The 22,636-nt window shown below is 43.1% G+C and carries 22 protein-coding genes; 5 read left to right on the plus strand and 17 right to left on the minus strand.

What is annotated here, in order from left to right:
* Nucleotides 1–37: 37 nt before the first annotated feature.
* The 3 genes from hemG to hemE are packed head-to-tail and all read right to left on the minus strand — an operon-like array spanning nt 38 to nt 3,450.
* On the minus strand, nt 38–1,453 hold the full coding sequence (gene hemG / locus MM817_RS01230; protein ID WP_241711615.1) for a protoporphyrinogen oxidase: 1,416 nt from the start codon (nt 1,451–1,453) through the stop codon (nt 38–40).
* A complete protein-coding gene (gene hemH / locus MM817_RS01235; protein ID WP_241711616.1) occupies nt 1,450–2,391 on the minus strand; it encodes a ferrochelatase in 942 nt (313 codons plus the stop codon). Before hemH ends, hemG begins: the two co-directional genes overlap by 4 nt.
* A gap of 18 nt (nt 2,392–2,409) precedes the next feature.
* Nucleotides 2,410–3,450 carry a uroporphyrinogen decarboxylase gene (hemE, locus tag MM817_RS01240; protein WP_241711617.1) on the minus strand — a complete coding sequence of 347 codons (1,041 nt, stop codon included), beginning with the start codon at nt 3,448–3,450 and terminating at the stop codon, nt 2,410–2,412.
* A gap of 189 nt (nt 3,451–3,639) precedes the next feature.
* Here hemE and MM817_RS01245 point away from each other — a divergent pair, with 189 nt between their 5' ends.
* The gene (locus MM817_RS01245) at nt 3,640–4,149 is read left to right on the plus strand and encodes a CcdC family protein (RefSeq protein ID WP_241711618.1); all 510 of its coding nucleotides are present in this window, start codon (nt 3,640–3,642) and stop codon (nt 4,147–4,149) included.
* Between the two features lie 113 nt (nt 4,150–4,262).
* Nucleotides 4,263–5,291, plus strand: a complete 1,029-nt coding sequence (locus MM817_RS01250; RefSeq protein WP_241711619.1) for a C40 family peptidase — start codon at nt 4,263–4,265, stop codon at nt 5,289–5,291.
* A gap of 237 nt (nt 5,292–5,528) precedes the next feature.
* Here MM817_RS01250 and MM817_RS01255 read toward each other — a convergent pair whose 3' ends face one another.
* A complete protein-coding gene (locus MM817_RS01255; RefSeq protein WP_241711620.1) occupies nt 5,529–7,070 on the minus strand; it encodes a Na+/H+ antiporter NhaC family protein in 1,542 nt (513 codons plus the stop codon).
* 136 nt (nt 7,071–7,206) lie between these two features.
* On the opposite strand from MM817_RS01255, the gene MM817_RS01260 reads away from it, so the two are divergent.
* Complete coding sequence (locus MM817_RS01260) at nt 7,207–7,950, plus strand: TVP38/TMEM64 family protein (RefSeq protein WP_241711621.1); 744 nt, start codon at nt 7,207–7,209, stop codon at nt 7,948–7,950.
* Nucleotides 7,951–7,981: 31 nt separating this feature from the next.
* Here the strand turns inward: MM817_RS01260 and MM817_RS01265 are convergent, their stop codons facing one another.
* Genes MM817_RS01265 through MM817_RS01280 form a run of 4 tightly spaced genes read right to left on the minus strand, consistent with a single transcriptional unit; the run spans nt 7,982 to nt 11,842 of the window.
* Entirely contained in the window at nt 7,982–8,944 is a 963-nt protein-coding gene (locus MM817_RS01265) for a D-2-hydroxyacid dehydrogenase (RefSeq protein WP_241711622.1), read from the minus strand.
* Entirely contained in the window at nt 8,937–9,449 is a 513-nt protein-coding gene (locus tag MM817_RS01270; protein ID WP_241711623.1) for an NUDIX hydrolase, read from the minus strand. The genes MM817_RS01265 and MM817_RS01270 overlap by 8 nt, the downstream gene beginning before the upstream one ends.
* Complete coding sequence (locus tag MM817_RS01275) at nt 9,449–10,525, minus strand: pyridoxal phosphate-dependent aminotransferase (RefSeq protein ID WP_241711624.1); 1,077 nt, start codon at nt 10,523–10,525, stop codon at nt 9,449–9,451. The genes MM817_RS01270 and MM817_RS01275 overlap by 1 nt, the downstream gene beginning before the upstream one ends.
* Before the next feature lie 24 nt (nt 10,526–10,549).
* Complete coding sequence (locus MM817_RS01280) at nt 10,550–11,842, minus strand: EAL domain-containing protein (RefSeq protein WP_241711625.1); 1,293 nt, start codon at nt 11,840–11,842, stop codon at nt 10,550–10,552.
* Nucleotides 11,843–11,981: 139 nt separating this feature from the next.
* Between MM817_RS01280 and MM817_RS01285 the strand changes: the two genes are divergently transcribed.
* Nucleotides 11,982–12,365 carry a DUF2203 domain-containing protein gene (locus tag MM817_RS01285; RefSeq protein ID WP_241711626.1) on the plus strand — a complete coding sequence of 128 codons (384 nt, stop codon included), beginning with the start codon at nt 11,982–11,984 and terminating at the stop codon, nt 12,363–12,365.
* Nucleotides 12,366–12,395: 30 nt separating this feature from the next.
* Here the strand turns inward: MM817_RS01285 and MM817_RS01290 are convergent, their stop codons facing one another.
* The 9 genes from MM817_RS01290 to MM817_RS17170 all read right to left on the minus strand — a co-directional run bounded on the left by MM817_RS01290 (nt 12,396) and on the right by MM817_RS17170 (nt 20,839).
* The gene (locus tag MM817_RS01290) at nt 12,396–12,644 is read right to left on the minus strand and encodes a hypothetical protein (protein WP_241711627.1); all 249 of its coding nucleotides are present in this window, start codon (nt 12,642–12,644) and stop codon (nt 12,396–12,398) included.
* Nucleotides 12,645–12,723: 79 nt separating this feature from the next.
* The gene (locus tag MM817_RS01295) at nt 12,724–13,356 is read right to left on the minus strand and encodes an MBL fold metallo-hydrolase (RefSeq protein ID WP_241711628.1); all 633 of its coding nucleotides are present in this window, start codon (nt 13,354–13,356) and stop codon (nt 12,724–12,726) included.
* Nucleotides 13,357–13,368: 12 nt separating this feature from the next.
* Complete coding sequence (gene dtd / locus MM817_RS01300; RefSeq protein ID WP_241711629.1) at nt 13,369–13,815, minus strand: D-aminoacyl-tRNA deacylase; 447 nt, start codon at nt 13,813–13,815, stop codon at nt 13,369–13,371.
* Between the two features lie 36 nt (nt 13,816–13,851).
* The gene (locus MM817_RS01305; RefSeq protein WP_241711630.1) at nt 13,852–16,200 is read right to left on the minus strand and encodes a RelA/SpoT family protein; all 2,349 of its coding nucleotides are present in this window, start codon (nt 16,198–16,200) and stop codon (nt 13,852–13,854) included.
* 48 nt (nt 16,201–16,248) lie between these two features.
* The gene (locus tag MM817_RS01310) at nt 16,249–16,776 is read right to left on the minus strand and encodes an adenine phosphoribosyltransferase (RefSeq protein ID WP_241711631.1); all 528 of its coding nucleotides are present in this window, start codon (nt 16,774–16,776) and stop codon (nt 16,249–16,251) included.
* A gap of 4 nt (nt 16,777–16,780) precedes the next feature.
* The gene (locus tag MM817_RS01315; protein ID WP_241711632.1) at nt 16,781–17,686 is read right to left on the minus strand and encodes a cation diffusion facilitator family transporter; all 906 of its coding nucleotides are present in this window, start codon (nt 17,684–17,686) and stop codon (nt 16,781–16,783) included.
* A 77-nt stretch (nt 17,687–17,763) separates the two neighbouring features.
* Complete coding sequence (secF, locus tag MM817_RS01320; protein ID WP_241711633.1) at nt 17,764–18,672, minus strand: protein translocase subunit SecF; 909 nt, start codon at nt 18,670–18,672, stop codon at nt 17,764–17,766.
* Nucleotides 18,669–19,898: a protein translocase subunit SecD gene (gene secD / locus MM817_RS01325; RefSeq protein WP_241711634.1), complete on the minus strand. Its 1,230-nt coding sequence runs from the start codon at nt 19,896–19,898 to the stop codon at nt 18,669–18,671. The genes secF and secD overlap by 4 nt, the downstream gene beginning before the upstream one ends.
* 62 nt (nt 19,899–19,960) lie before the next feature.
* Entirely contained in the window at nt 19,961–20,839 is an 879-nt protein-coding gene (locus MM817_RS17170) for a post-transcriptional regulator (protein ID WP_241711635.1), read from the minus strand.
* Between the two features lie 182 nt (nt 20,840–21,021).
* On the opposite strand from MM817_RS17170, the gene spoVB reads away from it, so the two are divergent.
* Nucleotides 21,022–22,614, plus strand: a complete 1,593-nt coding sequence (gene spoVB / locus MM817_RS01335; RefSeq protein WP_241711636.1) for a stage V sporulation protein B — start codon at nt 21,022–21,024, stop codon at nt 22,612–22,614.
* The last annotated feature ends 22 nt before the right edge of the window (nt 22,615–22,636 follow it).

The raw sequence follows: 22,636 nt of genomic DNA on the forward strand, positions 1-22,636 counted from the left end.
CTACCATATGTAAAAACAAAGCTATGAGATTCTCACCTCATAGCTTTGTTTTTACAAACTCTAAGCTTTGCAATGCAGCCTTTTTACCTTGCGCAATACAATCAGGGATACCTACTCCTCGAAATGCTGCCCCCGTAATCATAACACCTGGATAATCAGATGCTATGATGTCTTCGATCATATGCAATCGTTCTAGATGCCCTACTGTATATTGTGGCATACTACTTTCCCAACGATTTACCCATGTACGTTTGGGAACGGCAGTACTGCCCATGATCTTATGTAGGTCATCCAAAACACGCTCGACAATCATATCGTCCGTTTCAAGTAGTATGCTTGCATCGTCAGACCTACCTACAAAACAGCGCAAAGCCACATCTTGTCCACCAGTGCTGTGTGGCCATTTTGATGATAGCCATGTACATGCAGTAATCGTTGTTTGTTCAATACGCGGTACCACAAAACCAGATCCTTCAAGCGTTACTTGAAAATGCTGCGCATCAAAAAGCAACGTGACAATGGCAACTGAACCGTATGGAATTTGATCTAGCAACGCTGTGAGAGGTTTGTGTTTAAACATTTTTGCAGTAACAAATGCAGGTGTAGTCACAATTACTGCGTCTACGTGCATACTATCGCCCGTTGATAAAGATAACTGATAGCCATGCGAAATATCTTCTTCTATGTGCGAAACGGCAACTCCCCGCAACATATGAATGGCTTCAAGTTCTTTTTCTAACTGGTCGATGATTGTTTGTAAACCATTTTTCAAGCTGCGAAATGCACTCTGTTGAGGGCCACGAATGCGTTCACGTGCCTTTTTAGTATACTCCTGCAGACCGAGCAGTAAACTTCCATACTCCTGTTCAAGGGTTCGGAATTCCGGGAATGTCGCTAATAGTCCCAATTGATCTGCGTGCCCTCCATAAATTCCTGATACAACCGCTTCTGCAATCCTTTCTACCATCTCACGACCCAATCTTCGAGTAAGAAATCGCCCTAAAGATTCATCTTCTAAAGGTGATTGATCAGACATCGTAAAATCTTCAAGTGCCCTATGTTTACCTTCTTGTGTCAATAAATCTGTATCACGAATAACTTCTTCATACATTGGTATTCCCATGTAAGTTCCAGAAGGGAATGGATGCAATTGCAAGTCATGTACAAGAAATGTTTTAGCAGCAAGAGGACTCGTCTCAACCAATTGATCTGTTAACCCAAGCTCTTGACACAATTCAAGTGCAGCAGGCTTTCGTGCCAAAAAAGAATCAGCCCCACTTTCAATGACATTGCCATCTGCCCGCACAGTCCCAATCTTACCACCTAGACAATCTGCTTTTTCTATAAGAGTGATGTTTACGTCAGCACCAGCTTGCTGCGCCTGTAAAAGTGTGTAGGCTGCAGATAACCCGGTGATTCCACCACCTATTACGGCAATATGCGGTTTACTCATAGCAACCCTTTCTCTTTGCAAACTGCCGTAATCGATTGCTTTAGAGCATCAATTAATCGTGGGTCTGCATTAAGCGATGCTGTTCGTTCAAAATGTATTTGTTTCACCTTTGCACGCTTTTGAGCTTCAATATCCAAATCGTAAAGCACTTCTAGATGATCTGATACAAACCCTACGGGACAATCCAGAACAGCTGTATACCCTGCCTCTGCGAGATCATCAATCACTGTAAGAATATCTGGACCAAGCCAGGGTTCTTCAGTACGACCCGCACTTTGCCAAGCAAATTGCCAATCAGAAAAGCCAATGCGCAAAGCTAAAGCACGACTCGTCTCAAGCAATTGTTCTGGATATGGATCTCCTTGATCGAGTATTCTGCGTGGTAAACTATGTGCCGAGAACACCAATTTTAGATGTTCTTTTTCTGCGTCTGAAAATTTTCCCATCTCGTGTCTCAGTCGTTCTTCCAATGCATCGAGTAGAGATGGCTCTAAATGCCAACTCTCTACAAAAGAAAGATCAGAGAAGTTTTGCGCTAGCGCTGCCTCGTTAGCTTCTCGCTCATACACACCTACGCTCATAGACGAAAAGTGTGGTGCAAGGACAATGCCTACTGCAGCATCCGCCCCATCTTTGACAAACTGCGATACTGCATCTTCTATAAACGGTGCACAATGTTTCATGCCAATGTAAACTGTAAAGTGGACATTGCCTGTATTGTGCTTATTTAATGCCTCTTCTAGTAAGTGCGCTTCCTGATGTGTTATTTCAATTAAAGGAGAACATCCGCCAATAGCTTCATAGCGGCCAATCAATTCATCCAACTGCTCTTTTGTAGGTTTTCTTCCACGGCGAATATGAATATAAAACGATTCTACTTCATCAAGATTGGCGGGTGTTCCATAGGCCATCAACAACACGGCAATATGCTTGTCCACTTCAATAAACCTCCTTGACTATCCGCGCAATGCGCGTTCACTATACTCATGAACAAAAGTTGTCAGTCGTTGCAACTGTTCACCAGATACAGAAGGAAATACGCCATGACCTAAATTGAATACAAAACCAGGTTGCTCAATCCCCATATCGATAATCGACTCTGCTCTCCGCTGAATCTCAGGCCACGGGGCTAGTAACACCGCTGGATCTAAATTGCCCTGTATAGCCACGTTGCGTCCGAGTTTCCCTCTTGCAGTCCGAATTGGAACACGCCAATCAACGCCGTACACATCTGCTCCAGCTTTAGCAAACAGGGGAAGCAATTCTCCAGTTGTTACGCCAAAGTAAATTCGCGGTGCATGCAGATCTGCCAGTTCAGAAAATATCCGTTCCATCGTAGGCAATACGTATTCAGCGTAGTCATCTGGTGCCAAACTGCCAACCCAACTATCAAAAATCTGAACTGCCGATGCGCCCGCCTGTATTTGTGCACGTAAATACGTGATCACCATATCTCCTAAGCGATCCATCAAGCCATACCACATCTTTGGTTCTCCATACATCATCGCTTTTGTTCGCAAATAATCGCGGGATGGTCCACCCTCAATCATGTAACTTGCAAGGGTAAACGGTCCCCCAGCAAATCCAAGTAGTGGAACCTTTAACTCCCGTGCAAGTATGCGAATCGTTTCAAGCACATAAGGTAAGTCCGACTCTGGATCAATGGGCCTTAGACGTTCGATATCACTTGCTTGTCGAATCGGATGTTCCATCACAGGTCCACGATCTTTTTGAATTTCAAACGGCATACCCATCGGTGCAATAGGAACCATAATATCAGAAAATAATATTGCTGCATCTACCCCAAGCTGTTTTACAGGTGATAAAGTTACCTGCACACATATCTCGGGATTCTCACATATTTCTATGAGGCTATATCGTTTTCGTACATCGCGATAATCCGGCTGATACCGCCCTGCTTGACGCATATACCATACTGGGATACGCGATACGGATTCACGGCGACAAGCGCGTAAAAAAAGATCATTTTCAATCATTTGGAAGAAGGCCTCTTTTCACTACAATATAGGTTTATCATAGCACATTGTAGTCCCTCACCGAAAAGCGTAACAATTAACGACACATCCTCGTTACACATTGAATGCAACCGAGCAGTGATGTATGATGGCAGAGGAATATACCAGTTTTTCTTATGCTATTACTGTTTGTAAGGGGGCTTTTGCGATATGCCTACTTTTTCCGAGGATACTCTACAACTATTAAGCACCATCGCTATTATTATTTTTGCTGTCACAGTTATTTTTGTCCGCCTACATGCTGCCAAAAAACCAACGTCTAGCAAAAAGATTTTAATCCCACCATTAGGGATGGTCACAGGGTTTTTCATGTTCGTTTTCCCATTTATGCGAATTCCATTGTCTTATGCTGTCGTCGCGTTTTTATTTGGATGTATCTTCTCTATTCCACTGATCATTAGTTCCAAGATGGAGCGCGTGAATGAAGACGTGTATTTGCGCCGATCACCCGCCTTCATCATCGTTTTAATTGTTTTATTGATTATCCGTCTAGCACTGCATACCTATATTGAATCTTACGTTACCATTGCGCAGACAGGAAGTATTTTCTTCATTCTTGCTTTCGGAATGTTATTGCCTTGGCGCATCATCATGTTCCTCAAATATCGCAAATTTTTACATGAAACAAATTCACCAATGCGCAGTGTGACAGAATCCTAAAATGAAATATCGTCATTCTTTAAACACATTATAAAAAGATGGTACGCATAGGACACCTCCTCTATTGTCAAGCTAAGTGCATGGCGATATTTCATGGAGGTGTTTTTTGCATTATGAAGGTTTCTTTGTTACCCACTGCCGTCGCGCTTCTGACTTTACTTAGCATAACTAGCTGTGGTCAGCCCACTGCCGCACCTTCTTCGCATAGTACACCGCAAACCAGTGCTTATGTAGACCAATCGCTCCAACGCTTCTACCATATTCTTGGGACAGAATATGATTCGATCAATCATACAGTAACCGTGCATGTTTCACGTATACACACAGGCCCTGTCAATGCGCAAACGATGCGTAAAATCGGAAGTGAAGCAACCATTGATTCTGCTGATGTAGGTGGCATTGTCAACTTTGCAACAGCTGAATACCCTAAGAAACACATCACCCGTGTGCGTGTACTCGATCATTCACTAGGGTGGAATTTCTCTAAAACAGGCCAGCACTCTGGGGGCGTTCGTGCAGAATCATCAGCTGGTGGCAATTCTATGACGGCCGCCTCTCTCAGTCGTGGCACCGTGGACACCAATGGAGCTAAGACCATCGCCAGTATCCCAGTACCTTCAACTACAGGATCGAGTGATGCGAGCCAGACACAAACAGATACCAGTTCATCATCTAATTCACCATCTAGTACGATCCACATTCCTCCTACAGGTGTGCGCATAGATCCCAATCTCACACCTGTAGCTGGGATCCATGCATCTTATGCTGCTAAAGTACAAGCTGTAGAACAAATTGCACAAAGCAAACTTGGCACGCCCTACATTTGGGGGCACAATGAAGATCGTGGCCAATATGGTTTTGATTGTAGCAACTATACAGAGTACGTGTATCACCATGCGCTGGGTTATCTATTTACTACATCAAGCAAAGGGCAGTACGAAAATGTAGGTGATCCCGTTTCGACGAGTTCAATGGCACCTGGTGATTTGCTTATCTTTGACGATGGCGGACACGTCGGGATCTATGTAGGCCATGGCGAAATGATTCAAGAAGGAGGTGGCTTGCACAAGGTCGGTTATTTACCTGTGCACCCAGGTTCTTATTGGTACAATCATTTATCTGCTGTTAAAAGAATGTTCTAGAGGTTGTTCAAAAAAGGGTCAGAATTCCCCGGCACATGGCAGCGTCAGCGCCAAGAACGCTCCCTCACGTACCCAAAACGTACGCTCAGTCCACATTCTTGGCTTGCTTCCTTGCACTGCGCGGGTCTTACCTGCCCCCTTTTTGAACAGGCTCTTCTAGAAAACAATACGAAAAAGATCTGGTCCACAGACAACATATCGTCTTTGGCATCAGATCTTTTTCGTATTTCATCGACATTACATGACGAATCCCGCAATTGCATAACCGATAGTGGCAGCACCACCTGCGACTAATGTGGATTTTAACAATGAATTAGAAAAACTAACGACTGGTAATTTCATGACAGTCGCCATAGCAACCGTATTATCACTTAATGGGGAAGCAAAGCCCCCTAGAGTGCCACTTGCAAATACAGCTGCCGCAATGAGCGCTAATGAAGCGTGAGTTGACATCGCTAGTGAGAAACCTAGCGGCATAAGAATTCCCCACGTTCCAAATGATGACCCAATAAAATACGAAATCACAGACCCCAAAACAAAAAGTGCTGGCGCAATCAACATCCTTGGTACAACTGCTCCCACTGTATGCGCAACATATGTGGAAAATCCAAGATCAGTAGAAACCCCCGAGACTGCCCACACAAAAACAAGTAATACGATAACCGCCATCATCTGATTGCCCCCAGCGAGAATACCGTACATTAATTGGCCGATTTTTTGTCCTCGAAACAAATAAAATACAGAGGAAATAACCAGCGTAATTAAGATAGCTTGCAACATAGCTTCAGTGGCGTTAGCATTCATAAGAACACCAAAAAAGTTATTGGAAAGTGTGTGTCCGCTCCACCACGTGAGGAAAAAGGTTAATAGTAGAAGTAAAGCAATGGGTAAAATCAAATGCAAAGCAGAAGGTTTTGCCTCTTCACTCATAAGATCAATCGCTTCAGGTGGTGCTTCATCATGAGATGGATCATGCAGCGTTCCAAGTTTACCCATTTCCATTTGTATTCCATGATGCAAATGTCTTGCATGTGCAATCATAGCATACGATGGAGAAACTTTAGGTAAACGGTGTTCTTTTTTATTTTTTACATCTACAACAGGTGAAGCAGAAGAAACGGGAGATTTTTTTACATCCTTACTAAAAAAACTAATATAGGCACCAATCACAAGAATAGCAATGGCAAAGAAGTTTAACGGAATCGTTGCTAAAAATAACGGATATGCACTTTCTTTACTGCCTATGTGTTTTAAAGAGACTGCAAGCAATCCAATCATATATCCTACAAAAGCTGTACCTATGGGAATAAGACTAATGAGCGGAGTTGCCGTTACATCAATCACATAAGCCATTTTCTGTGGACTAATATTTAATCGCTTGTTAATCGACGCCATAATAGGAGCTACTGCAATAATGCGAAAGTCTGGAGCCATAAATGTTCCAATAGACGTTAACCACGCTACTCCAAAGGCCCCACGTACAGACTTTACCCGCGGCTCTAACCACTTTGCAAAACCATTCACACCGCCTGTAATGCGTACAAGACCGACAAAAGAACCAAACGTATATAAAAATAGAATCAAATGAATGTTCCCAGGTATGACAACCTCCTCGAATAAATAGTAAAGTGATTTGTTAATTCCTCCAAGCAACGTAGGTGCCATCATATATGACCCAACAAGTAACCCCACAACAAGTGCGGGAACAACTTGACGTGTGATCATGGCAAGTGGAATGACAACAATAAACGGCAATAACGACCAAATGGTTGCATACATCAAACGAGCCCCCCTCTGGAGCCTAGTGTGAGCGTTACTACGTTATTTTTATACAAAAATGGTCACGCATGTCCACAACTACTTCGCACATACTACATACATCTGAAACCAGAACGATCAGAAAGGCGTGCTCCCTATGAATTCACAAGACAGTCCCTATACACAAGAACAACCTGTAAAAACAAAAAAATCAACCACAATTTGGTGGTCGATCGGGACAATTGTTGTTGGACTCATGGCTATTTGGGTGTATTTTCGTTATGAGCATGATGTTTCATCATTTATTCGCCATTTAGGACCATTTGGAGTCATTGGTTCTATTGTGCTCATGGCTTTGTTGTGTATTATTCCCTTTCCCGCAGAATTTCTTATGATTATAGACATGCAAATTTACGGGGTTTGGATGGGGATTCTCTATGTATGGATCGGAGCTATGGTCGGTTCTTATGTTACTTTTTTACTTGCTAAGCATTTTGGAGAAGGCTGGATCAAAAAATTTGTAGCTGACAAACATCTCAAGAAACTCAATGAACTAGTTGATAAGCATGGAGCACTAGGACTTTTTATGGCTAGACTTATCCCCCTCATCCCATTTGTTGTTTTGAATTATGCATCTGCAATGTTGCCGGAAGTCGGTACTTGGACTTATCTATGGACAACAGGACTTGGTATCATGCCCTATGATCTAGGTGCCGCACTTGTATTCCTTGGATTTTCAAAGAAAACCCTTATATGGCTCATCGCAGGAGGAGTTGCACTGGTGATGATCTGGGTGGGTGCACTTTGGTTACAGCATCAATCAAAAAAGAAAGAAAAAACATCTATTGAGCACACATCGCTCACAAGAACTCAGAGCACACGACGTAAAACACATGCATGAGCAGCCCGGTTCGTGAAGCAGAAACATGTTTTTAATACTCTGCTTCTACATCAACCTGTCCATGTAGTCGATCTCCCTGTACGTACCGTTGAAGATTCTCATAAAAGAATACACTTACATCTACCATAGAGCTTGGACCTGATATATGGGGTGTAATGACCACATTCGGCATTGTCCATAATGGACTTGCCTTTGGCAATGGCTCCGTATTAAAAACATCTAGTATAGCCACACTTTGTTCATGCCTTTGTAAAAAATGTACCAGATCATCTTCGTTTAAAACTGCACCACGCCCTACATTAACAATGATTACGTCTGATTTCATCTGGTCAAATATTTTTCGATTAAAAACACCCTGAGTTGCTGCGGTATGTGGCAATGTAATAACGATAATATCTGCTTTCGCAACGAATTCTCCCCATTGGTTTGTACTATAGTGTTGATCTACCCAATGGGCACTGGCACTTGTTTTACTTAACCCAATAACTCGCATACCAAATGCTCTACCCAATCGAATCACTTCTTGACCAATGGATCCAATGCCAGCTATAGCCATAGTCTTATTGCGCATCAAAGGTACACTTTTTGGTTTCCAAATCAATTCTTGCTGTTGAGTACGCCACATCTCCAATTGCTTTATCTGGTAAAGTACATGTGCAAACACATACTCTGCCATTGCTGCTCCAAACTGACCTATAATCCGCGTTAGTACAACTTCTTTCGGTAATTGACGCGACAAAACGACATCATCTACACCTGCTCCCATCAATTGAACCCATTTCAAAGCTGGTGCTTTAGCGAATAACCTTATCGGAAACTTCCAGCAAAATATAATCTCTACTTGATCCAGAAGTGGTTCTACTTCTTCCTCAGAACTTGCTATATGAATGTTTGTGACACCGAGATTGTGCAACTCCTTGGCACATAAAGCAGCAGCGCGTTCATGATAGACAAGTATGTAAGGATTAGCGTGTGTATACATTCTATCATTCATAGTGATCACCCCAATTCATTATACCAAGCGCACGTAAGCGTAAAGCCTCTACTACAAACCCCTGTTGCTCAGAAGGAAGCTGGTGCATAAACTCTCGTGGATCTACCCATTTTCGTGCGCTCACTTCTGGATTTGCAACAAATTCCCCTTCACTAACCACTTTACAAAGCACCGCCACATCCAAACTGATGGTTGCTTGTGCTAAAGCAACTAAAAATAAGGGCTCCACTTGGAGATTGGCCTCTTCTTGCAATTCACGAACGACTGTTTCAAAAGGCGTTTCCGTTGCTTCCTTTAATCCTCCTGGCAAACGCCACAAAAATTCCTTCCTATACGTATGATGAAGAATGAGTAGCTCACCATTGGAATTAAATACAATAGCAACAACTCCGATCACATACTTCTTTTTTAGCGTATAAATCATCGTTTTCAAAAGCTGCGATGGTAATATACGCGCCATGAATACGCTAAAAGATTGCCACCACATGCCCTGATGACGGCTCATCAACTGGACAACTCCGAAGCAAGTTCATCAATCAATATAGCGTTTTTATGATGATGTAAGATAGCCATACGAAATACACTTGGTGTAAACGTCCCATAAGATGCACAATCTCTAACAAAAAAACCTATTTTCGTTAACTTTTCCTGCCACTTAGCTACATGAAGACCACCAAAACTCCCATCAACCAACAAAAAGTTGGCTGAGGATGGATATACAATCACGCCATGTATTTTCTCCAATTGTTTCATGCAATCATTACGTTCCTCTCTTAACCACTCTCTTGTTTTCATAGCAAATGAATGATCCTGAAGTGCTGCTATCCCAGCTTCCTCTGCTAATAGATTCACACTCCAACCGTCGCGCATCTGAACGATGTGATCCACTATTTTTTGATCTGCAACCCCAAACCCTAGCCGCAAACCTGCGATACCGTACATTTTTGTAAGAGATCTAACCACTACGATATGCGAATGAACTAACGGTAATGAGGAATGTTCCTCTCCACCATCCACAAAATCAATAAACGCTTCATCAATCATGGCATATGCACCACATTGCAAAATAAGCTCATAAATAACCTCTAACTCAGAGCGAGAGTAAAACCGACCAGAAGGATTATGAGGGGTATTAATGACCAATAAATCCCCCTTCCTTAACGTATCCTTTATGGAATATATAGGCAAGCAAAAATCAGATGCCATAGTTATTTTTTTTATCGGTATGAGATTTCTTTTAGCAGCATGAGCATATTCCGAAAATGAAGGTTCAAGTAGTACAACACGCTTTGGTCGTAAAACCCGCAAAAATAAATCAATCACTTCTGATGCCCCATTTGCGGCAAAAACGCAGTCTTTTGAAACACCGTAACGCTCGCTAAATATTTGGCGCAAACGCCTGGAAACTGGATCTGGATAATCATTTATTTTATAAATATTTTGTAAAATTGCTGTTGTCACAGATGCTGGTGGAGCGTACGGGTTAATATTTGCACTATAATCAGTGATATCATCCCTCGACTTTCTCGCTATCACTTCATAGTCAACCATGCGTCCGCCATGAGTCACGATTGAGTCCACTAGTGTACCTCCTGCTCAATACACTTACTTCAATAGCTCTTCTATCATGCCAAGCTTACATACCCGATTGCCAACAATACCGAAACCGATTGCGGTGGCAAACCCTTTTAGCACAACAATCACATTGGGCTGCACTTGGTTTTCTTTAGCAAAACCACAATACAAAAAACCCAAAAGCTTCTCATGAACAACTATAGGCACTTGTACAGAGGACAAGCAACCATGTAATAAACTATAGGCATCATTCAACCCTTGTATCTTTTGGGAGACATGAACACGTCCACCTTTTAAAGATAGCCATACTTCATCATTCGTGTCATAGGGTTCATTTCGCTCTTCTTCTTGATCTGACGTCATAGAGAACGCCGCGTGATCCGCCAGAGAAAAAACTTCGATCTTATGAGCGTGAATCACATGTTCTAGTGTATGACAGGCATCTAACGCAAGCGCTGTTATCGTCATGTGACCTATACTTGTTCGATCTAAAAACCCAGCTAAGGCTACACCATATCGTTCAAAAGAAACAGACAAGATCGATCGATTTGGCGTTGAACGTAGCGCGACTACTTGATGATCAAGCATGCGATCTAACGGTTTTGCTAGAAAATAACCCTGACCATACTCTACTCCCAAATCGCGAAGTGCATTAAACTCCGCTTGAGTTTCAATGCCCTCTGCAATCAAATGAATGGATCCAAGCTTCTTTGCAAACGTAACAATACTCGCAACCATAGCTGCTTTCATGGGATTAGTGTCAATCCCACGCACAAGTCCAATATCAAGTTTCATCCAATTTGGCTGAATCTCTACTGTTCGATTTAATCCAGCGTACCCACTACCAATATCATCGATCGCAATGTCAATACCTAATCGGCGAATGGGGTCTAGCAGTTCTGACCAAGGTGTAACAGTTGGATCTGCTGTGCGCTCACACACTTCAAGAACAAGTGGAATGGCTCCTTTGGTTCGCTTAACAAATGCATGCAACGTTTGCCCTAATTTTTTAGATTGCAAAGTACTAGGGATGACATTCACAAAAAAGCGCATCTTAGCTAATGGCGTACGACCCAGTTGGTCAAGTGCTCGTCCAAGTAAAAATAGATCAAAGTCATTTAGCTGTTCAAAAGCCTCTGCAGCTGTCAGTAATTCTTCAATAGCCATTGCTTTACCATTGGCACCAGATGGGCGGCTTAACAGTTCATAACCGATAATTTGACCAGTTTCCAGTCGTAAAATAGGTTGGAACACTAGTTGTAATTGGCCATTTTCTTTAAATTCGTTCCATGCTGTTTCCAGATGGGGAGAAAGCTGATTCATGTTGTTTAAACACTCCCCTTACGCAATTGTCTAAATCAGTGCATTACAGTGTATGATGTACATATTCGATACACGTACCTATTCGACACAGTTTTACTTTTTTCCTGCTATTTCATGTTGCAATCGGAAGGTGAATGGAATGAACAAGCACTATTACACAGTAGAAGAAGCCAATCGATTACTCCCACAGATTAAAGAACAGATGGAGAACTTGAGAAAATCTCGCGAAGAACTTGCTCTTATGCGACTAGCACTCGTACGCAAACAAAAAGAACAAAAAGATTCTGCCTCAGATTTTTTTACTGAGGAAGCACAAATTGAATTCTCACTACTTGCTGCACGCCAGCAGATTGATCATCTGCTTTCACTCTCTATAGAAGTAAAAGATATCGATCGTGGATTAGTTGACTTTTTAACAAAAATCGACGGCAAAGAAGCTTATTTGTGCTGGCGTGATGATGAACCTTCTATTCAGTATTGGCATGGAATCAATGAAGGATATGTGGGGCGTAAATTAATCTAGATTACTATGTAAAAGCGGGGATGTCCCCGCTTATGGCCCTACAAAGAGTGTCGGCCGAGCAGCCGCTAGTTCTAAACGATGAACGTGTACTTTACGGTACTCTAGTTCCTTCACACGTGATGCCTCAGTCTGCAAATGATACACACGTACATGCTTCATCAGCGCATCGTTAATCATCACTGACTGACCCTGACCGGATGCAAGTTCCAGCAATTTTTGTCGCATATCCTCTGTCATTTCCAATTCTATGCGTAAATGTCCAATCCTACTTTTGTGCACGCGTAGATCCTCCTCTACATTACCTCACAGAGTACCCTACGCAAATGCCCGCTATCTGGTTCGTGTTTTAGCGCCCATTTTAGGCAAAATGAAAATAGGGATTGACCGCTCGCTCTTCACCAATCGTTGTGTCATCTTCATGACCAGGATATACGAGTGTTTCATCAGGAAGTGGCCACAACTGCTCGTGCAAAGAACGAATTAATTGCGGTCCATTCGCAAATTCTAGATCAACTCGGCCAACTGTGCCTGCAAATAACGTATCCCCCGAAAACAAAGTATGTTCCTCTTCACAATAAAAACACACCCCGCCTGGACTATGACCCGGCGTTTCTAATACAGTAAAATGCAGTGAACCTATCGTTATCACATCCCCGCCAACGAGATAACCATCCGGTTTACTCGTCTTCACTACCAGGTCGAGCCACTCTAATGCTTTTTCATGAGCAGATAGGAGCAATGGCAGCTCCTGTTCATGAATCAATAAGGGAACTTGCAATGCACTTCGCAACTCCTCATTGCCAAGAACATGATCAAAATGACAATGAGTATTTACAATATATAGAATATGCAATGATTCTTTTGCAATCAGTTGAAGCACTTCTGTCATGTCTGAAAAGCTAGGATCAATTACCATGCCATAGCCGTTATCGTCACTCACGACATAAGTATTTGTTCCTAGTTGATTGCGGGTAAAACGCCAAATCCTCATCACATATCCTCCTTATAGATGATCAGTATCTAGTGTAAGCGTAACAGGCCCATCGTTAACTAATTCAACTTCCATCATGGCTCCAAACTTACCCGTACGAATAAACATACCTGTGTCACGCAATAGCTCATTAAAACGTTCATATAGAGGCTCTGCAACTTCTGGACGAGCCGCCTCCATAAAGTTAGGCCGCCTTCCCTTACGCGTCTCTCCGTATAAAGTGAACTGCGAAACTGACAGGATGGATCCGCCGACATCTAATAGTGAGTCATTCATCTTTCCTTCTTCATCTTCAAAAATACGTAAATTAGCAATTTTATCAACCATATACGTTAAGTCTGGTTCCGAATCATCATGAGTAAATCCTACAAATAATAATAACCCGTTTTCAATCTCTCCTACCGTTTCGTGCCCTACACGTACTTTTGCATGCTTCACTCGTTGCAAGACTACCCGCATGAAGATTCTCCCTCCCTTCCTTACATATATTTGAGGCTACTGGATCACGCGTCGTACAGCATAGATATCTTTTATGCGTTTAATCCGATCGACCACTGTTTGTAGATGATCCACATTGCGAATCGAGATACTTAAATGAATCGTTGCCATTCGCCTACGATCTGATTTTCCCATCACAGCAGTGATATCTGTTTTAGTTTCAACCACAGCATTCATGACTTCGTTAATGAGACCTCGGCGATCAAGTGCAGTCACTTCTATATCGACATTGTAGGATTGTCCAATTGCACTTTCCCACTCCACTTCAATCATACGACTGCCTTCATCGATCATGGCAAGCACATTTGGGCAATCCTTGCGGTGTACGGATACACCACGACCGCGCGTGATGAACCCAATAATATCATCACCTGGAACTGGATTACAGCACCTTGAAAAGCGCGTTAATAAATTATCTAGACCCTTAACACGAACCCCTGTATGTCCTTTATTACCATGTTGTTTCTTTTTCTGCTCGCGTTCTTGTGGCGGAGATAACTGATAATTTGAGACTGAATCTACCGTTTGATCTGTTTTTTTCATACGCTCTGCGATGCGCGTCATGATTTGTACCGCAGATAATCCGCCATATCCAACAGATGCATATAGATCGTCTGCCTTCGTAAAATTAAATTTACTTAGGATTTCAGGCAAATGATTACTCATCACTGCATGCACATCAAGTTTTTGCTTAGTAATTTCGCGTTCAATCAAGTCGCGGCCTTTTTCAATATTTTCATCCCGCCGCTCACGCTTAAACCACATGCGTATTTTAGCGCGCGCTTGTGACGTTTGCGCAATATTGAGCCAGTCGCGACTCGGACCATACGATAATTTGGAGGTGAGAACTTCCACAATATCCCCGGTCCGCAATCTCGTATCTAATGTTACTATGCGCCCATTTACCTTAGCGCCTACGCATCGGTTGCCAACATCCGTATGGATGCGATAAGCGAAGTCAATAGGACAAGAACCCGAGGGGAGTTCAATCACATCACCTTTAGGAGTAAAAACAAAGACTTGGTCAGTAAATAAATCCATTTTAAGTGTTTCCATAAATTCTTGCGCATCGCGAAAATCCTGTTGCCATTCGATCACTTCGCGAAACCACCCAAGTTTTCTCGCAAACGTCGTTTGCACCGAGGGCATAAGGCTAGAAGAGACCAGCGGATTTTTATCGGGTATAGTTACATTGTTTTCCTTGTCTTTATTCTGGTACGTAGTTTCTTTATAAATCCAATGCGCAGCAATCCCATACTCGGCTGTGCGATGCATTTCCCACGTCCGAATTTGAATTTCAATAGGTTCACCGTTCGGACCAATCACTGTTGTATGTAGACTCTGATATAAATTTGGCTTTGGCATCGCAATGTAATCTTTAAATCGGCCTGGAACTGGTTTCCACATCGTATGCACAATACCCAGTACCGCATAACAATCTTTCACCGAGTCGACAATGACACGCACTGCAAATAGATCATATATTTCATTAAATTCTTTGTGCATGACCGTCATTTTTTTATAAATACTATAAATATGTTTGGCGCGTCCTGAAAGATCTGCTCGTACACTCAGTTCCTCTAACTTAGCATGTAAATCAACAATGACTTGTTGAATATAATGCTCTCGTTCTTCACGTTTTTTTGCCATCAAATGGGCAATTCGATAATATTGTTGGGGATCCAAGAAACGTAGAGATATATCTTCCAGTTCCCATTTGATCGTCGACATCCCCAGCCGATGAGCAAGTGGTGCGAAAATTTCTAGCGTTTCTTCTGCCGTCTTGCGCTGTTTTTCTAACGGTCTGTACTTTAATGTGCGCATATTGTGCAAACGATCAGCCAAGCGAATCAGCGCGACTCGAATATCTTTAGCCATCGCCAAAAACATCTTGCGTAAATTTTCCGCCTGTTGTTCCTCGCGTGTTTCAAACCGCAACCGCTTTAACTTTGTAACGCCGTCTACTAGACGAGCAATCTCTTGCCCAAATTGGCGTTCCACTTCTTCATCCGTGACTTTCGTATCCTCGACAACATCATGCAAGAGAGCCGCCGCAAGCGTACCTGCATCAAGTTTTAATCCAGCCAAAATTCCTGCTACGGATACCGGGTGCATAATGTATGCTTCACCAGAACTGCGCTTTTGCCCACGATGATGTAACTCTGCGTAAATATAAGCCCGTCGCAATAGTTTTTTATCATCTTCCGTCAGATAAGGCGCCTTATCGCAGAGCACTTGTAACGCAGACTTCGCTTCCTCATCTGTTAAGGGTTGTTCAAGATCTATACCTTCATCTTGCTCATCGTCCGCTTGAATAGGCGGTTCTTTTGAATGATCGTCGTCCATCGTCCCACCCCAATGCTTACATAATGATTTTCCAATCAACAGATTTACCTAATCCGCATATTGAAGTAGTGAAAACGTTTCATATCCTGCGAGGTGCTTACGCCCTTCTAAATACTGTAGCTCAATGAGAAAGCCAAGTCCGACTACAATTCCACCTGCACGCAAAACAAGATCAATACACGACTGAATGGTTCCACCTGTGGCAAGTAGATCATCAACAATAAACACACGTTGGCCGGGCTTAATCGCATCTGCATGCATCTCTAAACCATCATGTCCATATTCTAATTGATAATCTTTTCGAATCGTTTCCCCAGGTAATTTCCCTGGTTTTCGAATGGGCACAAACCCCACACCAAGTGCATACGCAGTAGGTGCACCGAGCACAAAGCCGCGCGCTTCAGGTCCTACTACTAAATCCACATCACGTGGTCTTCCGAATTCCGAAATTTGTTGCACCGCATATTGAAAGCTCTCACCATCACATAAAAGTGTAGTAATATCCTTAAAACTAATTCCCGGCTCCGGAAAATCATGAACAACTCGAATTTTATGTTGCAATTGTACTAAATCCACATCATTACTCCTCGCTATAATAAGGATTCACATGCACGAAGACATCCTCCACATTCGGAAAGCTCTTCATCATCTGATATTTTACTTCTTTTGCTACGCGGTGACCAGCAATCACCGTAGACTCTCCATCTACGCTAAGTTTAATATCGACCACCAAATAAGAGCCAAATGTGCGTGCGCGCAAATCGTCAATGCGCAACACCCCTGCTACGCCTTTCGCAACGTCTAACATCTCGACCGTGGAATTCGCATCCAGTACCTGTTCCATGAGCGCACGGTATGATTCTCTCGCCAATTGATAGCCAATGTGAACAACAACTATAGCTACAAAGAATCCGGCAATCGGATCAGCTAACAACAGTAGGTGAATATGATTCCATTTACCAATGAGAGCGAGCATGATACCGACTGCGGCTGCAAGGGACGAGTACACATCTGATCGGTGATCTGCAGCACCGGCATGTAATGCAGGCGAATTGACCTTGTTTGCCACTCTCATTTGATAGCGGTACATGATCTCTTTGGCAACCATAGCTGCAAGTGCCGTATATAATGCAATACTGTCAGGCGCAGTGGAAAGAGTAATAAATCCTCTTATCGATGAATATACCACATCGAGCCCCGCCAAAATTAACATAATAGCTACTAAACTTGCTGCAATTTCTTCTGCCTTGCCATGTCCATACGGATGATCCGCATCAGCCGGTCGCCTTGCTACGCGTATCCCAATTAGTACTGCGATCGACCCAGCCACGTCTGCACCACTATGGGCAGCGTCAGCCAAAAGCGCATCGCTGTGGGCGACCACCCCTACGATCCCTTTTACAGCTGTTAAAACAATATTGAGTAGCAAGCTGTAGTAAGCTAATTTTCTTGATTGGCGTTCATTCTCGCGCTGGGTCTCGATCACAGCATCCCTCTCCTGCACGCCTGTCATGAATAAAAAGAACCCCCAGCAATGAGCCAGGGATTCATCACTGTGTTCACTTACGCTTTCACTGCCGCATCACGACCACGTGCTAGCGAACGCCCACGCCATGTCACCCAAATCGGACTTGCAATAAATATAGAGGAGTAAGCCCCACTAATGAGCCCGACGAGAAGAGCGAAACAAAAATCGTGAATAGGATCGCCTCCAAAGAAAAATAGGCTCATCGCAGCAAATAACACCGTTAATACCGTATTGATGGATCGCGCCATCGTTTGCCATAATGAATGATCCACCAGTGCTTCAAGTTCTTGAAACGTTTTAATCTTAGCGCCTTTGACATTCTCTCGAATACGATCAAAAATAACGATCGTGTCATTGATTGAGTATCCTACAATCGTTAGCACTGCAGCAATAAATGGCAAATCAACTTCAATTCGAAGTAAAGCAAATACGGAGATCACAATAAATGCATCGTGCATTAATGCAACAATACCAGCAACAGCAAAGCGAAATTCAAAGCGAATGGCAACGTAGATAACAATCCCTAAAGATGCAAGCAACACCGCTAACACAGCAGTTTGCGACTGCTCTTGTGCGATTATTGGGTCCACTGTCGAATATTCTGGTGGAACTAAAGCTTTAGGAAATGTCGCGTGAATCGCTGTATTGAGTTTTCCTTCTTGCAGGTTAGTCAATGGATAACTGAGTCGCACGATTGCCATCTCGTTATTGGTTCCACCTGCAGTAATCCCCTCGGGGCCAACAGCAAAACCGTGCTTTTCAAACATGCTGCGGATAGCCACTGCATTATATGGTTGATTGAGCACGATCTGAACTTGTGAGCCAGACTTAAAATCTGTACCGAGGTTCAATCCAAAAATCAACAGAACGATTAACCCTGCAACAGTGATCGTTCCTGACAACATGAAAAACCACTTGCGACGCGCTACAATAGCAAACTTCATTGCGAATTCACAGCCTTTCTCCTAACGCCAAACAGCCACGTATTCTTGACTACATTAGCTTTCGTAAACTGCAAGAGCAGTGTTCGACTCAGAAAAACGGCCGTTAGCAAACTCACTAGAATACTTGCAATTAACGCGACAGCAAATCCGCGCACATCCCCTGTACCATAAATATACATGACAATCCCTGCAATGAGCGTCGTGATATTGGAATCTAAGATGGTGCGTATCGCTTTTCGTTGCCCTAAAATTACAGATGATTGAAGCGATTTCCCATTTCTTAATTCATCTTTAATTCGCTCATACGTGATGATATTGGCATCAACTGCCATCCCAATACCAAGCACAAGTGCTGCAAGACCAGTGAGCGTCAATGTGACTTGCATCCCTGCAAAGACTGCTATTAAAACATAGCTATACGCCACCAAAGCGACTACTGCAATCAATCCTGGCAGCCGATACATGAGAATCATAAACAGGAAGATCAGCGAAACGCCAATGGCACCTGCGAGAAGCGTCGAGTGCAATGCAGCTTGCCCAAGAGTGGGCCCCACACTCGTTGAGGACAGCTCATGTAAAGGAAATGGAAGCGCTCCGGCATTTAATAATTGCGCTAACTGAATAGCTGATTGAGCAGATGAACTACCAGAGATTGTAGCTTGTCCATTTGTAATCACGTCTTGAATGACAGGATTGTCAATCATTTTATTATTTAACCAGATCGACACCGGTTGATGCAGATAGGTTTGAGTGACTTGTTGAAATAAGGCCGGATTTTTAAATTGTACCACTACTTCTGGTGCCCCAGTGGTCGGATCAGACTCATAGTGCGCATTACTTTCAAGATCTTTACCTGTCATCAAAATTTTTCCTTGTGGCGACTTGAAAACAAGATTAGCTTCTTTTGAAAGAAAGCTTCGTGCACTCACTTGATTAAACTGACCGGCTAATGAAACACTAATGCGATTGCCGTTTTCAACCTCAATCGAAGGTTCCGATACGCCAATCTCGTTGACTCTGTTTTCTAGTGCTGCAACTGTCGCACTCATGTCATTTGCAGTCAGTACTTGATTAGAATTGCCAACTTGATATAAGACCGTGAATCCACCCTGCAAGTCGAGTCCAAGTGGAATTTTTGAATATAACTTCGAACTAGTTGATATAACAATCGCAAAGATCATCACGACAAGTACGATAAACATCGTGAGACGTCCCCATTTAATCACTGTTTACCTCCTATAGGTATAGACTTCCAACAGTATATCTAGTTGTTCGCGCAGTCGTCAACTTAGATTAAACCTTCTAAATCCATTTGATCTAATGATTGTGCGCGATATGTGCTCTTTAATGAAAAATTCATATAGGCCTGTGGCTGTAAACACATCACTGCGTTCACAAGATCATGCAGCGACTGTGGTCGTTTTTTTCCCATATTGCAAAAATAGTACCACAGATCAGTGATCGTTACTTGGCGATATTCAAGCCAATGAAACTCCTCTACTTTACTAGCTAATAAAAATAGCAACTCTTCATCTGGTTCGTGTTCATATGGATTATATGGTTCGTCTTCAGGTTCAGCCTCACTATAGCTCGCTTGGCGTTTGAGTTGTTCCACCATGCGATGAACTTCTTCTTCTATAGGATGAATCAGTGTTCGTTGAATCGGTGGAACTCCCATCTCCTTAGACAAAGGACTATCTACAACGAAGAGCGCATCTTCAGCGACAGCAGGGATCACTATCTCATCGACAATAGCCTGTTCAACCTGCTGTTCTTCCTCGGTTTGAACATCAGTTTTCGCATGTAGGTGTGCACGCAGTGCAAACACGCTCTTGCGTAGTGGTTGTACATGTTCTTTTTGTGGTAATTCGATATCCTCACCAGATGCAGTCACTTCTTTTGCCGCATCATCGATCTGTTTCTTTAAAGACCGTGAATCTTGTGAAGAACTTTGCGAAGTAGGTTCCACAATTTCACTAGCTACGCCCGCTTGCTCTCTTGCTCGTCCAAAAACAACTCTGCGCTTTCCAGTACTAGAATCACCTTCTTCTATTGCACGCTCTTGTTTGGGGGAATGGTCTGAATCAGATGTACCTTGTTTATCATTTTCGCTATGTCCCATGCTGGTTTGGGCTATATTCTGTTCTTTTTTTTTCGAATGAAACACTTCATTTCCCCCCTTTACGCAAGTAATTGTCGCATCTTACATGCAATCGTGCAAGGTCATTTGGACTAACGCTTGCAGTTTGTGCATAGGTTCAAGTGTCAGGCCTGTCTTACTGACTCTATATTTCTTCATGCAGTACTATGCACCCTGCTACTGCAGATCGAAAGAAGGTGGAAACAGACATGCAACGCCAATCATTTATCGCGGGAACATCTGTACTCATCGGAGCCAGCCTCGTGACCCGTGTCCTCGGATTTGTCTACAGAATTGCTCTGACAAGACTCATCGGCGCTGAAGGCATAGGTCTATTTCAAATGGTTTTCCCTCTGTTAACACTCGTCTTAACTATTGTAACATTTGGCATGGGTGTTTCCGTATCAAAATTAGTTGCGGAATCCGTAGTCACAGGAGATCGCCCGCGTATACGCCGTATCCTCATCGTCGCACTTGGCACCACTTCCACTTTAGCTATCTTGCTGACTCTAATCATGCTACTATTTGGCCACTCTCTTGCTCATTATCTTTTTACAGATCCACGCGCCTATTATCCATTCATCACCTTAACACCCATCATCGGAATTATTGCTATTGCCTCCGTCTTACGCGGTTATTTTCAAGGCTTACAAATTATGAGCACACCATCCGTTGCAGGCATTATTGAAACTCTCGTACGCATCGTAGCAGTATGGGTCATTGCAGCACTTTCTTTAGCGCGAGGACAGAGCCTTCAATACGCGGCGGCCGCCGTCTCTGCAGGAATGATCTTAGGTGAACTTGCAGGTTGTCTGTATATGTATATCGTCTATCGTCGTAAAGTTCGCGTCACAGCCATTACGTTACCTGAAAATACAGGAAAACCAGAGCCCATCATTCATACCTTGCGCGCCATGTTACAAATCGCTCTACCTGTCACTTTTAGCCGTTTTATTGGCTCGATTGCCTTTGCCATTGAACCCATCCTCGTTACGCGCTCACTGTTACTTGCTGGATTTACGACAGCCATGGCAACGAGGATGTATGGTGAATACAGTGGGATGGCTATCCCACTCTTAGTTTTTCCCACTGTCTTTACTTATTCGCTTGCCGTTCAACTTGTTCCTTCTATTTCAGAAGCCATTGCAGCAGGGCGCAAAGAGATCGTTCACCGTAGATTGTACCAATCCTTTCGTGTAACAGCTCTTGTAGGCTTTCCAACATCGCTCATCTTGCTACAATTTGCAACGCCACTTTGTGATGCCATTTTTCATCATCCACATGTAGCACCGTTACTTGCTATCATGGCACCAGCAGGATTCCTCTTATACTTACAAGGACCGTTATCTGGAATATTGCAAGGAATAAATAAAGCAGGAATAGCCATGCGCAACTCACTCATCGGGTCCGCATTAAAACTAATAGTCATCTATTATCTTGCCCGCATCCCGCACATTGGCATTGCAGGCGTCGCCATTGCAGTATCCATTTCAGTGACACTTACCACGCTATTACACATCCAATCCGTCCATCGGATCATTGGTTTTTACGTCGACGCTATGGATACTGCCAAAATTCTTATTACCACTGTCATCATGGGTTTATTCATGCATCTGTTATGGTTAAACCTATCCATGCTTCCATTATCCACAGCTTTACTCTTGGTGCTAAGTAGCGGTTTACTCCTCTATCTTTTGCTTTTATTGATGACTCATACCATCACGTCTCATACCTTTACCCGCATCCCAGGAATCGGAAAACCTCTTTCCCGCTGGATTAAGCTCATCCCATTTGCAAGATAATCAAATGATCGCTCTACTGATC

It is taken from the genome of Sulfoacidibacillus ferrooxidans, from assembly GCF_022606465.1.
GTDB classification, from domain to species: Bacteria; Bacillota; Bacilli; order Alicyclobacillales; family SLC66; genus Sulfoacidibacillus; species Sulfoacidibacillus ferrooxidans.